General features: G+C 43.5%; 6 protein-coding genes. All 6 read right to left on the minus strand.

Going from position 1 to position 15466, the window contains the following annotated elements; genetic code table 11:
- Positions 1-111: 111 nt before the first annotated feature.
- Positions 112-3420 (minus strand): VCBS repeat-containing protein, encoded by a 3309-nt coding sequence (locus L0P89_RS01175; RefSeq protein WP_235266576.1) that lies wholly within the window; start codon positions 3418-3420, stop codon positions 112-114.
- A complete protein-coding gene (locus L0P89_RS01180; protein WP_235266577.1) occupies positions 3417-6770 on the minus strand; it encodes a VCBS repeat-containing protein in 3354 nt (1117 codons plus the stop codon). The genes L0P89_RS01175 and L0P89_RS01180 overlap by 4 nt, the downstream gene beginning before the upstream one ends.
- Positions 6770-7351, minus strand: a complete 582-nt coding sequence (locus tag L0P89_RS01185) for a hypothetical protein (protein ID WP_235266578.1) — start codon at positions 7349-7351, stop codon at positions 6770-6772. The genes L0P89_RS01180 and L0P89_RS01185 overlap by 1 nt, the downstream gene beginning before the upstream one ends.
- Positions 7329-10706: a VCBS repeat-containing protein gene (locus L0P89_RS01190; RefSeq protein ID WP_235266579.1), complete on the minus strand. Its 3378-nt coding sequence runs from the start codon at positions 10704-10706 to the stop codon at positions 7329-7331. The genes L0P89_RS01185 and L0P89_RS01190 overlap by 23 nt, the downstream gene beginning before the upstream one ends.
- An 88-nt stretch (positions 10707-10794) precedes the next feature.
- A complete protein-coding gene (locus tag L0P89_RS01195; RefSeq protein WP_235266580.1) occupies positions 10795-12390 on the minus strand; it encodes a RagB/SusD family nutrient uptake outer membrane protein in 1596 nt (531 codons plus the stop codon).
- An 18-nt stretch (positions 12391-12408) separates the two neighbouring features.
- Positions 12409-15405 (minus strand): SusC/RagA family TonB-linked outer membrane protein, encoded by a 2997-nt coding sequence (locus tag L0P89_RS01200; protein ID WP_235266581.1) that lies wholly within the window; start codon positions 15403-15405, stop codon positions 12409-12411.
- Positions 15406-15466: the final 61 nt, after the last annotated feature.

Raw genomic sequence — 15466 nt, forward strand, 5'->3', positions numbered from 1 at the left:
TCGGTCCAGGATTAATAAATGTACAAAATACGTTTAATATTGCAAAAAAAACATACCCATAGCCTTGTTCACCGTACTTAAATTGGAAACTATGTGAATGGTATACTTGTTTTACCGTGCTTCGTAGGCAAAGATCTTCACCCCTTCATTGTTTCTGCTCACGATTACGAATTTAGTACCGTTGGGTCCACGCAGCACTTTGATGTCCCTGGATTCGCCATCTACCACAAAGCCCGACACCGCATGGGGCAATTCTTTGAAATTTCCATCTTGGTCAGAAGATAAATACGTTCCATAGGTGGCATCAGACCGACCCATCGCCGGATGGTTGCCAAAAAAGTTGCCCACGACCAACACATCGACATGACCATCATCATCAAAATCATTGGAAACAAAGCCATTGATTGCTGAAAATTGCACCACTTCGGGCAAGGAGCGCAGTTTGTATTGTTCCTCTTTTTTAATGAGGTATGAGGAAGCCAATATCTGTACCTGTGCATGGTATCCTTTTTTTAACTGTTCTTCGGGAAATATCTCGGAAAAAGAACTGTTGGCAAATTTTTCATAGGTGCGATAGGTCCGTTTGATGTTAACAATCTGATCTGCCAAAAGATCCAGACCAGCATATGGCCACCGTTTTTCATTTTTATAATAGGAGATGATGGGATCTGTGCTGAGGTTGCCATCAAAATCATGTATATAGATGTCAATGGGCTGCTCGATGGAAGCTTGTAAGTTCGAGTTCAGGCCAAGATTGCCCAACAGCACTTCTTTTTGGCCGTCGCCGTTCAAATCGGCCAAGTCTACAGTATTCCACCAACCAGCGGTGTTCTCAAGTTGTTTTCGCTCAATAGTGCCCCCATTAAAGCTATAGATGGTGACAGGCATCCATTCGCCCACGATGAGCAGTTCTTTTTGGCCTTCGTTCCATACGGCGTCGGTAACCATACCGATACTTCCGCGATGTTCGAGCAATGAAATAGAGGCATCGACAAATTTGCCATTGCCCCGATTCAGAAAAAACTTGCTTGCCGCCGGAAGCCCATATTTGGTCGGATATGCCCGATTGCCAACAAATAAATCCACCAGACCATCTTCATTCATGTCAAAAGGCACGGCACAAGATCCATTGAATTCGGTGTTTGGCATTTGGTATTCTTCGATATACGAAAAATGACCATTGCCATTATTGGTATAGAGCCTGTCGTTTAGCACTTCGCCCTTGAACACCTGACCCCCACCACTGACCACATATAGATCCAGGTCACCATCAGAATCGGCATCAAAAAAAGTGGCCCCTGTATCTTCATGCACCCAATGTTCGTCAAAAATCGGGGTCTCCTTTTTTGAAAAAATCGTGCTGCCACCATTGTTCTGTATGTACAAAGCGCCTGCCTGACCTTTGGCACCTCCGATATAGAAATCATCCAACCCATCATTGTTAACATCGCCCACGGCCATTTTCGGACCTTCAGTGGACAAGGTACGGGGAATCAATTTCTCGACATGGAAATTGGTAAAGACATCTTCTTGATGCACAAAATCAATGCCCGAAGATTCGCCCATGTCTGTGAGTATGGTAGTTTTTTCCTTTTCAGATCGGGGAGTGACGGGTGAAGCGTCTTTCCATGACAGTTGCAGCTTGTCATTGGTTTCAACATTGGCCAAGGTCTGTTGGCGTCCATCGGGCCAAAGTACCTTGAGTGAATCTAGGTTTTGAGCAGTTCCCAATCCGAAATGAACAGTGTTCGAATGCTTGCTGGACAACCACCCACTGGTCGGCTTGTTTTCTTGCATTTGCTGCCTTCCATTCACAAAAACCACAATGCGTGTTCCGATGCCCCATTTGTTTTTTGGGCTTCCGTTCAGTTGCACCAAAAGATACCTTGCACTGTCTTTTTTCGAAGTGTTGTTCTCATAGACCGTGGCCCTTTCGTTTAAATTATTGGTTACGATATCCAAATCACCATCGTTGTCTAGATCCAACACAAGGGCACCGTTTGAAAAACCCTTTTTGTCCAATCCCCACTCTGCTGCCCTATTGGTGAATTTGCCGGTTTCATTGGCAAAAGCATAATTTACCGCTGAACCTTCGGGCATTTTTTGTAGACCCTCCATAGGCGACAGACTGTCCATTTCAATTTCATTTGCCGTATAGTTGGTAAAGTCAAGGTCATTGGGCCTTCTCGGAATGCCATTGGTAATATATAGGTCTTTAAGCCCATTATTGTCTAAATCCCCGAAAATCGCCCCCCAGCTCCAATCGGTCGCCTCCAATCCTTTCAACTGCGCGATCTCACTGAACACCACCTTAGCCGGATCGAGCAATTTACCCCGGTTCAGCTGCAACATGTTTCGGGAATATTGATAGTGATAGCCAAAATCGAGCTTATAGTTGAAAATGTCATATGGATCAACACCTGCCGATCGTTTCAGAACCACTTCATCTTCTGGCTTCATGTCTAAAGTGAAGATATCCATCCATCCATCGTTGTTGATATCGGCGATATCAGCCCCCATGGTGAACGTACTGTTGTGTCTGGTCGAAAAGGTAATCGCCTCCTCAAAAGTACCGTCACCCTTGTTGTAATACAGATAGTCATTTTCATGAAAGTCATTGCCCACATAAATGTCGGGCCAAGTATCGTTATTGATATCGGCAATGGTAACCGAAAGTCCATACCCCATTGGGCCACTATAAATGCCCGATGCTTCGGTGACATCATCGAAACGACCGTTTGTGTTCAGAAAAAAACGATCGCCGGCAAGGGTGTCTTTTGTTTTTCTTATTTCGGCACGTTTGTATGAATCAGGGGTATGTACGGCGTGGTTCAGCAGAAAAAGGTCTAGGTCGCCATCTTTATCGGCATCAAAAAAAGCGGCTTGTTGTGAAAAAGTGGCCAAATCAAGGCCATGTTCGGCCGCACTCTCTATAAAAGTGAGGTTTCCCCTGTTTATATAAAGTCGGTTTTTTCCGGTCAAGGGGTTATGACCGTTCACCTCACAAACATAGATGTCAAGAAGACCATCGGCATTGATATCTACCATAGTGGCCCCCGTGGTCCATTTATGTGTTCCCTCGCCACCACCGACCAGGGCCTTTTCGGTAATGTCTTCGAAATTCAACCCGCCCTTATTCAAATAAAGCCTGTCAAGCCCTTGGTTAGAAGTAAAATAGAGATCCAGCAGGCCATCGTTGTTGATATCGCCAGCGGCAATACCGCCTCCATTGTAGAAATACAGATAGTCGATTATATTGAAACTGTCAGTCTCTTTGATGTTGTTTTCAAACTGAATTCCGGTACTGCGGGCACTGCGTTCGGTAAAACGGGTTTCATGGTCATTGCCACATGAGTTAAGAAGCAGAAAAAATCCGATAATCGTAGTAAGGTAAGCCCCTATTCTATTGTTCAATTTCATCGTATTGCAACTTTTTCATCTGTCCCGAATTCAAAAATCTGGGGAGTATCATTGTTTCTTGCTACCAATAGCCGTTTTTTGCCTGCTATGCCCACTAGTTTTAAATCCCTTATTTCACCATCCAATACCAATCCGGTCTTCTTTAAGGGAATTACCTCAAAATCTCCCTTACCGTCTCCCTTCAAAAAAACACCAAAAGCCGCATCATACCTACCCACTTCGGGCTTTGCCTTATAGAGGTTGCCCCCCAATACAATGTCTTTGTGCCCATCGCCATCAAAATCGTATATCTCAACCGCATAGATCGGGGTAAGTTGCGTCTGCCAAGGCAAGGGTCTCACTTCATAGGCCGTATTGCCCTTACTAAGCAAAACAACACTTTCAAGATGCGTCACATGGTGCACAATCGAAGTTTTCAGTACTTCTTCGGAGAACAGATCATAAATGGTTTTACCTTTATAATCCTCATACTTCAGAATTTGTTTTTTCAAATCGGGAAGTTGTGCCGTCAAATCATGCCTCAGGGCCGTGGGATACTGCTTTTCACCGTTGTATTGGCAAATCAACTGCTCGATATCACCATTGGCATCGAAGTCGTTGATATAACAGCTCAGTGGTTTTTCTTCACTTGCCCTAAATCTTGAGTTGAGGCCATGGTTGCCCACAACGAAATCAGGAAACCCATCGTTGTTCAAATCTGCGGTTTCAACCACATTCCACCAGCCCGAAGTGGTTGACAAACCTGAGCCCGCAGATATGTCGACAAATTCATTTTCACGGTTTTCAAAAAGTTTGATGCCCATCCATTCGCCTACCACTATGAGATCATCATCTTGATCTTGATCAACATCTACCCAAAGGGCATCAGTGACCATTCCTATATTCTCCAATGCTTTGGCGAGTTCTAATGTAGCATTTGTAAAACTTCCCTGTCCGCCATTCTGCAGCAAAAAACTGCTCACCGGCACCCCATAGGCATTATTGTTCATTCGAGTACCCACAAAAAGATCTATATCGCCATCTTTATCAAAATCTGTAGCGGCAACTGTCGAGGTGTGCTGGGGAGTGGTCACGGGGAGCGACTGGCCCGAGTTGCTGAAAACCCCTCTGCCGTCATTGGTATACAAACGGTCGACGAGCGCAAAAGAGGCGCTTCCGAACTCACTGCTGCCGCTTGTCACATATAGATCTTGGTCTCCATCTCCATCCGCATCAAAAAACAAGCACTCCACATCTTCAGATGCCTTATCCTTTTCGAAAGCCTCTTGCCTTGAAAGTGAAAAGCCCTGCCCATTGCCCAAAAACAATAGTCCGGATTGATCTTTGGCCCCTCCGATGTATAGGTCATCTTGACCATCGTTGTCTACATCGGCAATAGCGACCCTTGGCCCTTGGGTCGAATTCATATGATAGATCAGGGCTTCTTTGTCAAAATCAACGAAGACGCTTTCTTGATGCTTGAAAGAGGCTGTTTCATCTACCATGATTTCTTGAAAAATAGGTGTATTGGGCGCCTTTATGGCCTGTACTTTTTTTGACGCATCCTTTTCATGAAGTTCGAGCAACTGGTTGACCTTGACTTCGGTGAGCACCGTTTGTGCACCATAGGGCCAATCGACCAACAACGAATCGATTGTTTGATATTCGCCCAGCCCGAAATGGAGAATATGATCTACAGAAGACTGAAAACCACGGTTGGGATGCTGCTCTTGATAAAAGACTTTTTCGCCTATTTTCAGGGTAATTTGGGCCCCAAGGGCATTTACATTTTCTTTATCGCCAACCAATTTGATTTTCAGGTAATTTGCTGTTCCCAGCCCATCTGTTCCATTTCGATAGACAGACAAAGGTTGGTTAACATTATTGACAACCAAATCGAGATCTCCATCATTGTCTAAATCGCCATAGGCAGCACCACTGGAACTTCCTTCCAAATTCAATCCCCATTGATCTGAAACATCTTCAAACCGCAAATTTGATTTACCTGAATAGGCATAGTTGGAAATATGCTCTGAGGGAATAAGATCTATCAATTGTTTATAATCAACCCCCTCTTCTTTAATCACCATACGGGCTACTTCTTCATTCGCGATGAACTGAATGAAGTCTTGATCCAAGATGTCTTGATAGATACCGTTTGTGATATAAACATCTTTGGTGCCACTATTATCAAAATCGGCCAACAAAACACTCCAGCTCCAATCGGTGGCCTCGACCCCTGAGTATCGGGCCACTTCGCTGAACCTTATTCCATCGGCGTCAATGTCGCCCAGGTTCAATTGCAGGGTGTTTCGCGTAAACTGATGGTAATAATCATTTTTGAGATTGTGCCGGTATTTATCCCAATTCTCAAACGTCATACTAGTTTTGAAGCGGTCATTGGTCTGTGGCAGCATATCGTTCACAAATATTTCAGGATAACCATCACCGGTCAAATCTGCGGCATCAACCCCCATCGAGGTAAGACTGGTGGCCTTTATTTTATCGGTCAAACTTTCACTGAACGTGCCATCACCATTGTTCATGTAGAGATAATCGCGCTCAAAAAAATCGTTGGCGACATATAAATCTTGCCAACCGTCACGATTGAAGTCTGCCACCGCCACTCCCAGACCAAAACCGATGATACTGCCATAAATACCAGCTTCTTCGGCCACATCAGAAAAAGTGCCATCATTATTACGGTACAACTTGTCGCCTCCCAAAGAATCTCTTATCGGACGTTCATTTTGCTGTAAATTGAAGCTTCCGATTGAACGATATGAATTGTTCAATTGGTACATATCGAGGTCGCCATCTTTATCGTAGTCAAAAAAAACGGCATGGGTCGAAAAGCCGCGATCTGCAAGACCCATCTCTTCGGCCCTGTCTGTGAATGTACCATCGCCATTGTTGATGAAGAATTCATTCTGTTTGTTGTCACCGGCAACATCGCCCGAATTGCAAACATAGATATCAAGCCAGCCATCGGCATTGATATCGACCATCGCCACCCCGGTTGACCAAGCCCGTTTGCCAGCGACACCTGCTTTTTCGGTCATATCTTCAAATACCAGATTGCCTTTGTTGATGAACAGCTTGTTCGTTTCCATATTGGCGGTCAAGTAGATATCTAAAAGGCCATCATTGTTCACATCGCCCAAACCGACACCTGCGCCGTTATAAAAATTTCGGTATTTGTATATATTGAAATCATTGGTTGATTTCAACTCATTTGAAAACGATATGCGGGTATGTGTTTCGGGCAATAATTCGAACAAAGTGCCCTCAAACGGTTTCTTATCCTCTCCACACCCGAACAGTAGGGAAAAGAGTGCGACTACCAACAGATATTTACCCAGCTTGTCCATCACTCGAACATATTATCTAAATTTTCGAAGACGATTTCCACTTTTTGATCATCAAAAGATCGATACAGCAAAATCTTTCGGTTACCGTCAACCTTGACATAGGCATACGGCCAATGCCCTTCAGGATGTTCTATTTTCATAAATTGACGACCCCCATATCGTTTTTCAAAAATTTCTTTTATCTCTTCTTGCAACTTCGCTGCGGTCAAGTCTTTTGCAAATGGTGACCATCTACGGTATTTCATATATCCCTTGATCATTTGAATGGTAGGATATTTTTCGTCAGGGAAAAAGACAAAATCAACAGGTGAACTGTATACATCATCGTAATGTACTATCACCTCGACATTCATGGCATTTTGAAAGAAAATACCTTTTTGGTTCATCTCAAAGCCATACTCATAAAACTCGGTCATCGGCATATCGAAGTAAAGCCCGTGAAAGAGACTGTCAAATCTGACTTTTCTTGCCAATTCTTCGGCCACCACTTCATTATACGTCTGCCTTTGGGCACAGGCCAGAATCAGTATTGTGAACATTGAAACCACCCAAAAAATCTTATTGCTGCTTCCCATCTTCATACTTAAAAATTTTTGGGCCATCATTATTTCGAGCCACCAATATCGACTTCTTGTCATTTGATGACCCCAGTAGTTTCATATCGCGTATTTCACCTGATACATAAAACCCGCTTTCGGAATAAGACAACGGTTCGAATACCCTATTTTTCCCGCCTTTCAAAAACATACCGCAACTGCCTGCCTGTATACCCAACTGGGGTTTGATACGAAATAGGTTTCCACCAAGCAAAATATCGGTAATACCATCTGCATCCATATCATCAAGAAAAATTGCGTAGTTCGAGGTCAATTGTGCCTCGATCGGCAAGGCCACCATTTCAAAACTGTTTTTGTTGTTCCAAAACACCATTGACTCTAAATAATTGGCTTTCAACGTAATGCCCTGTTCCAATTTCTCTTCTGTGAAAACATCCTGTACCGTGGCATTGGCATAATCACTATGCTTTACAAAACTTTTTGACAAATAGGGCATTTGTGAGGTAATGTCTTTTTTTGTAGGAATGGGATACAATTTGCCCTCTTCATACTTGCACAGTACATGATCTATGGCCCCGTTATTGTCAAAATCATTGATGAACAGTGTCAGAGGCTTATCAACGGAAGCTTTATAAAAATTGTTCAGGCCAAAATTGGCCGCCACGATGTCTTCATACCCATCATTGTCCAAATCTTTTACCGCAACCGCATTCCAAAGGCCATGGGTCTTGCCCAAACCGAGCTCAGCGGTTTTTTCAATAAAGTTGCCTTGTTGGTTTTCGAAAAGTTTGATGGGCATGAATTCACCAACCACAACAAGATCTTGATCCCCATCGCGATCAAAATCAAACCAAGCGGCATCTGTTACCATGCCCACATCGATGAGGCCCGCAGCCCTTATTTGGGTTTCGTCGGTGAAATTTCCCTTGCCATCATTGACCAATAAGAAGCTGCTCGGGGGCACACCGTATGAGAGTGGCACTGCCCGAGTTCCGACAAAAAGATCGAGATCGCCGTCATTATCAATATCGGATGGAAAAATGCAGGACGTATCAGCGAGATTACCATTGGGAATCATCTGTGACGATTTCCCAAAATTTCCAGAACCGTCGTTGATATATATTCTATTGGCCAATGCAAAGGAGCTTGAGGGATATTCATATCCTGCCGCCGCCACCAATAGGTCTTGATCACCATCATTATCAATATCTGCAAAAACGGCGTTCACATCTTCGGCTTGGGCATCCTTTTCAAAAAGCGATTGGTTCGTCAAGCGAAAGTCGCCTTCTGGGGCGCTTTCGAACATTTGGCCGGGCTGCCCCTTGGCGCCACAGATAAAAAAATCACTTTTACCATCATTGTTGACATCGGCGACGGCAACCGAAGGTCCTTCGGTTGCAATGGAACTGTATCGTAAGTTGTCTCGGTCAAAATCCAAGTACTTATTTTCACTATGCTCAAAATCTATGTCATACAACGCAGTAACATCGTTCAAAAGAACTGGCATCGGTTCCATTTGAAGATACTCCCCTCCCTCTTTATGTTGCGCTTCAGACTGACTGATGGTCAAAAATTGGTTCGCATCTATGTTGCGAAATTTAGAAACACCGCCTGAGGGCCAGACCACCTGAATGGAATCGATTTTTTGATAATGGGCCAAGCCAAAGTGCAGGCGATTGTCCATGGTTGACATGGTGCCCCGAACAGGATACGCCTCTTGAAACCATATTTTTCCGTCGGCATAGAGTGTTACCTGACTTCCTGTGGCTTGGCTATTCGCTTTGTCACCCTGAAGCGTTATGGTCAGATGGTTCCGTAATCCGTTCGTTTGGTTTTCATAAATGAACGGACTGTCGTTCAAGTTGTTGACGATCAAATCGAGATCTCCATCATTATCTAAATCGCCGAAGGCCGCGCCTGTTGAGAACGAAGGGGTGCCCAAACCCCAGTTTTCGGCCACATCGACAAACTTTAAATTTTCATTCTGGTTTTGATACAGATAATTTGAAACCTTTGCGGAAGGAATGTTATCGACCAGTTCTTTAATGACTGCCCCTTTTTCTTCATACATCTGACGCAATTTATCGGCATTGTTATAAAAATCGATATAATCTTGGTCCAAGAGGTCTTTTACGATGCCATTGGTAATGTAAATTTCTTTATGCGCATCGTTGTTCAAATCGAGTATATGAACTCCCCAACTCCATTCTGTGGCAGCAGTACCCGTCAATCGTGAAATTTCACTGAAAGCGACCATTTCATCGCCTGAAACTTTACCTTGGTTCAGTTGCAGGGTATTTCTGGGAAACTGCTTATGGTAACCATTTCTGATTCTCAGTTGGTAGGTATTCCAATCATCAAAAAGCACTTTGGTTTTGACCCTTTCATTGCCATCGGGAAGCATTTCTGTGACAAAGATGTCTTGCCACCCATCATTGTTCAGGTCTGCTATATCGACCCCCATCGAACCTTGGCTTATTTCTGCCATTGAAGTCTCTATCGCTTCGGTAAAAGTGCCGTTCTTATTGTTGTAGTACAAATAGTCTTTTTCAAAAAAGTCATTGGCGATGTAAATATCGGGCCAGCCATCTTTGTTGATGTCTCCCACTGACGCACCCAAACCAAAGCCTATTGCACTGCCGTAGATACCTGCCTCGACCGTGACATCCACAAATCGTCCCCCTACGTTTTTATAGAGTTTATTGCCCCCATGGGGGTCATAGATTTGACGTAATCCTTTTTTTGCATTCAACACCACTTCAGAAGGGTTTATGGAATTGTTCAGCAGGTACATATCCAAATCCCCATCCCTATCATAATCAAAAAAAGTGGCATTTACAGAAAACCCTAAATCGTCAATGCCCCACTCATGGGCCTTATCCACAAAAATTGGAAAACCATTTGCATCAGGTTTTCCACTGTTTATATACAGATTGTTCCTTCTGTTTTCACTGTTGGGCCTGCCGCTTTTGCACACATAGATATCTAACCAACCGTCATGGTTAATGTCAACGACACTGACACCCGTACTCCATGATCCCCGGCTGGCCACACCGGCAACTTCGGTAGCATCGACAAACTGAAAACCGCCCTTGTTCACGTAGAGTTTATTATCGACTTGATTACCGCAGAAGAAGACGTCAAGGTGACCATCGTTGTTAAAATCGCCCATGCCCACGCCGGCACCATTGTAAAAGCTTTTGTATAGATAGATGTTAAAGTCTTCTGAGTAGCTCAATTGGTTCTCAAAGCCAATTCCTGTTTCTTTGGCATCCAATAGCAAGAAAACTTGATCATCATATGATTGTTCTTTGGTATTGCACCCATTTAAGGCGGAACCCAAACACACTATCAACAATATCTTTCTTATTGCGCCCAATTCAGAATTTATCAATGGCAAAGAGGGACCTAAGTCCCTCTTTTAAAATTAAAAAAACTAACTCAAACAATATAAAAACTACAACTTATTAATAGCCAGGGTTTTGAACAAGGTTTACGTTTGATTGCAACTGTAATTGGGGAATCGGATAGAACCTCTTAAAAAGCTCTCCAGGATTTGCTTCCTTTAAAAACCATGCATCTTCCCAATGTCCAAAACGGATGGTAATGGGCCGTGCGTGGTTTTCCATGGCCAGTTCTTTTTTCAGCTCCCAATACAAATCATCTTCACTAAGAACAGTCAATGCATCCAAACCAGCACGAGCCCTTACTTGGTTGACCAAATTCAATGCCTCTGCACTACCGTTATCTTGCCGCCATAGGCCTTCGGCACGCATCAATAGTACATGGGCGAAACGATAAATAGCAAAATCATTGGAATAATTACGTTGACCTGAATTCAGTTCAATCTCATATTTTCCATATCGTGCCCCTTCTCGATAGTATGCAATGCCCCTTGCCGATGTCAATGAAATCTCAGGGGTAATGAAAATATTGCAATCAATCGGTTTTTCTTCCAATTCCTCGGGCAGGGCTCTATTAAAATCTTCCGTACAGTCTACCAATTCAAACTCGGGCTGAGGGTTGTTATAAAAGAAACCATCGGTATCGGTCCAAATGGGTTGGGCTTCTCCAGTATATTGCTGGCCTACGATAAACATGCCTCTACGCTTGTCGTTTTCATCAAAGGCATTGTAAAAATCTTCTTGAATGCTAAACCCACCCCATGGTTGACCTACCAACCCGTATGTGGGTCTTGCCGATTGGTTAAGCGCACCTGACCAAATTACAAGTCCCCTGGCATTGTTCTTATCATAGGGCACCACGAAAATATTCTCATTTGAATCTTCATTTTCAACCCTGAAATTTTTGAAATATCCTGATTCCAAAGAATAAGCCCCGCTATTGATGACCTCATTCGCAGCACCCGCCGCTTCTTGATAGTGAGGGCCCGCATCAAATCGCTCTGCATTGATGTACAAATCGGCAAGCAAGGTATACGCGGCCCACTTGTTCATTTTGCCATAGGTTTCTATATTTTTCTCCTCTCGCAAATTGGGGATACTCTCTATCAGTTCTTGTTCAATAAATGTAAAAACTTCAGATGGGGAAGACTGAGATGGAGCCGCATCGGCTTCAGCAAATTCTGTCTCGATGGGAACATTGCCAAACAGATCCAGCAGTTTGAAATAATAAAAGGCCCTAAGTGCCCTTAGTTCTGAGATAATAGGGGCATCTTCACCTACATTGGCCTCAAAAATCTCAATCAATCGATTGCACGAGGCCACGCCCCCAAACCACTTGGTCCACTCTCCATTGACAAAATCACGTTCGTTGAACTCGTGTCGCATCAAACGCGGCCAGAGTCCGCCATCGTTCCATCCACCATTGGTCCTAATAGGACATGTTGATTGATCTGTTGTTATATCTTGTTCTTCAAAAAGACCCCAATACCCGTACAACGGGGTATAGGCAGCTGCAGCTGCAGCTGCTAATTGAACATCTGTTTGATAAAAACTTTCGGGCGTAATTTCTGAATGCACCTCTGCTTCTAAATCACTGCAGGAGTGGTAAAGGAAACCCGTAAGCAACAAGCTGATAATTAGTAAAGTTTTCGTTCTCATATCGTACAATTTTTTTGCTTAGAAAGTTGCATTAATGCCTATGTTAAATGAGCGGGTGGGAAAATAGTCTCCCAAACGGTCGTACCCCGGAGCCAATATGCCGGTATTCCCTTCAAATCTTGGTTCGGGATCGGCACCGGAATAGTCTGTAATGGTAATCAGATTGTTCCCTGAGGCATAAAACCTCAGCTTCGTCAAAGGACCAAGATTTTTAGTGTCCATATTATAGCCCAGGGTAATATTGTCCAATCTTAAAAAAGATGCGTTTTCAACATACTCGGTATGCCATGCGCTATCATCAGCGCTATCGGGGTTGAAAAAACCTCCGGTTATGTACCTAAACTGGGTGGCCCTTACAGGGTGACCCAACTTAGCCGCTGGCAAATTGGCAAGTTCATGGCCAAAAACACCCCTCCATAGAAAATTCAAATCGAAATTTTTATAGGTAAACGTATTGGTGAAGCTCAAACTAAAATCGGGTAGTCCGTTGCCCGCTACCACAAAATCATCTGCCGAAGCATCATTTGCCAATATCTCCTCTCCATCGGCACTGAGAACCAATGCACGCCCCTCGTCATTAAATCCAACGAATCGTGGGGCCATGATATTACCGATAACATCTCCTTCCCTAACCCTTGTCCCGAGAAGATTGTTGAAGCCCGGGGTTCCAAGATTCTCTATTAAAAACTCAGAGTTTTCCAAATTGTTGAACCGTACCAGTTTTGTTTCGTTGGTATCAAAAATTACCCCGAAGTCCCAAGTAAACTCATCATTTCTGAAGATTCCGAAATTGACCTGCGCTTCAAACCCATTGGTTTCGAGCTCTCCTAAATTTATCAAGGTTCTGGGAAACAAGTTAGGTGGGCTGGGAACATCGATTTCGTTCAACAAATCGGAGGTGGTTCTATTGAAATAATCAAAAGACCCATATACTCTTCCAGAGAAAATCGAAAAGTCCAATCCTATGTTCAGTTCTCCCTTTTCTTCCCATTTTAAATCTGGATTTGGATTGGAGGTTGGCTCAACTGCAGGAATGAATTCACTATTTACGAAACCTAAATTATTGGGGTCTGACCCAAGGGTTTCCAAAAAAGCATATCGCTGTACCGGGGTATTACCCGTTAAACCGTAGCCAGCCCTAAATTTTAGAATCTCCACTTTGTCAAATTCGAATAACTTGTCTAAATTAACACTACCACTTACTGCCCAGAAGTTACCCCATCTATTGTTGTCACCAAATCTTGATGAAGCTTCCCTTCTGAAACTTGCCGCTAAATTATAGGTGTCTTTATAGTTGAAGTTTGCCCTGGCGAAATAAGAGGTCAATAAGCTTTCAGACTTAAAGGAATCTAGTGCCGCCACGGTACCATCTGGATTGAAGAGACCTAGACCCAAACCCAAATCGTTCCAAAGCACCCCATCGGTTATAAAATCTGTATTGGTAGCATAAAATTCTTCATAAAACTGCTCCTGATAGCCATACCCTACAAGTACATTATAATTTAAGTCGCCGGATGAATCGGCATAAGATGCGGTAAACTCGTAGAGCTGGTCACTCTCATCTGAAGTAAATCTTTCAGCTCTACCCCCAGCTTGTTCACCTCCTGGCAACCCCCTGTCACCACCTGTTATTGATCCTGAATTGCTATAAAACCCCTCCAATCTGCTGGTCACCTGATAAGAGTAATTGGCAGAGAGCGTAAGATTATTGATAACTTCAAAATCTGCTTTAAAGTTGGTCAACGTGCGTTTATCCATCCTTTCCCTGGTATTCAAATCCAACATGGCGACCGGATTGAACACATTTTGTTCTTCCGTTTCGAAATATCCGCCAAATCTGTTTGGATCTCGGCCGAGTTCGGCCTCAGTCCTGTTTTCAAACACGGGTGCGGTAGGATTCCATAATAAGGCCTGCCTCAATACGCCCTCATTCTCAAGATCGGAATTCGTTCGCGTAAACGACATAATACCGGTTAGCCGTAATCTATCATCAAAAAGATTCTGTGAAATATTCAGACGGGTATTAAAGACATTGATATCTTGCCCTCGAATGATTCCTTCAATATCACGATAGTTCATCGAGGCCCTATAGGAAGTACCATTGGAATTGTTCGAAAAAGCCACGTTGTAAACGTTTGTAACACCGGTACGGGTGGTCTCATCAAACCAATCTGTCCTCGTTCCAAAATCAACGCTGTTTGCCGCCCTGAACTCTTCAAAGCTGGCTGTTTGCGGGGTATTGGCAATAGATTCCAGTACTGCATAGGCATTGATATCAAGTTGTGCCTTTTGTTGGGTAGTTCCAGATTTTGTCGTAATAATGATCACTCCTGAACTCCCCCTAGTACCATAAATAGCACCCGCTGAAGCATCTTTTAAAACATCGATTGATGCGATATCATTTGGATCAACATTGTTCAAGCTCCCCCCAATTACCCCATCTATTACGATCAAGGGCTCAGTATTGGCTCCGAAAGTAGTTAAACCGCGAAGCCTAATTGTAGCTTCTTGAGTTGGGCTGCCTCCTGGTCTTGAAACGGTCAATCCCGCCACTTTTCCTGCCAGTAATTGTTCTGGGGTGTTAATGTTTCCCCGGTTAAAGCTTTCTTCTTTAACGCTGATAATAGCACTGGTTACTTCCTTTTGCTTCAAAGTTCCATAACCAATAACCACCACTTCATCAAGTTTGGCCACATCTTCTTGCATGACAACATCAATGGTGTCTTGATTACCTACCGCAATTTCCTGCGTTGTGAAACCAATGTACGAGAAGATCAATGTGGCTGAAGATGGTGCAGAAACGCTATAATTTCCATCAAAATCAGACTGTGTGCCGGTTGCGGTTCCTTTTACAACAATACTTACCCCAGGCAAAGGTTGACCTTGACCATCGGTAACCGTACCTGAAACGGTGTTTCCCTGTCCAAATCCAGATTGAGAAAAAACAAAACATAGCAGTGCCAAAAAAAACAATCTAAAGGGTGGACATTTTAGTTTTAGTGAGTAGCTCTCCATAGACTTTAGAGTTTAGAATAGTTTGTTTACTTTTATAAACGTAATAATTACATTTATTAAA

It is taken from the genome of Muricauda sp. SCSIO 65647, assembly GCF_021534965.1.
GTDB lineage: Bacteria > Bacteroidota > Bacteroidia > Flavobacteriales > Flavobacteriaceae > Flagellimonas_A.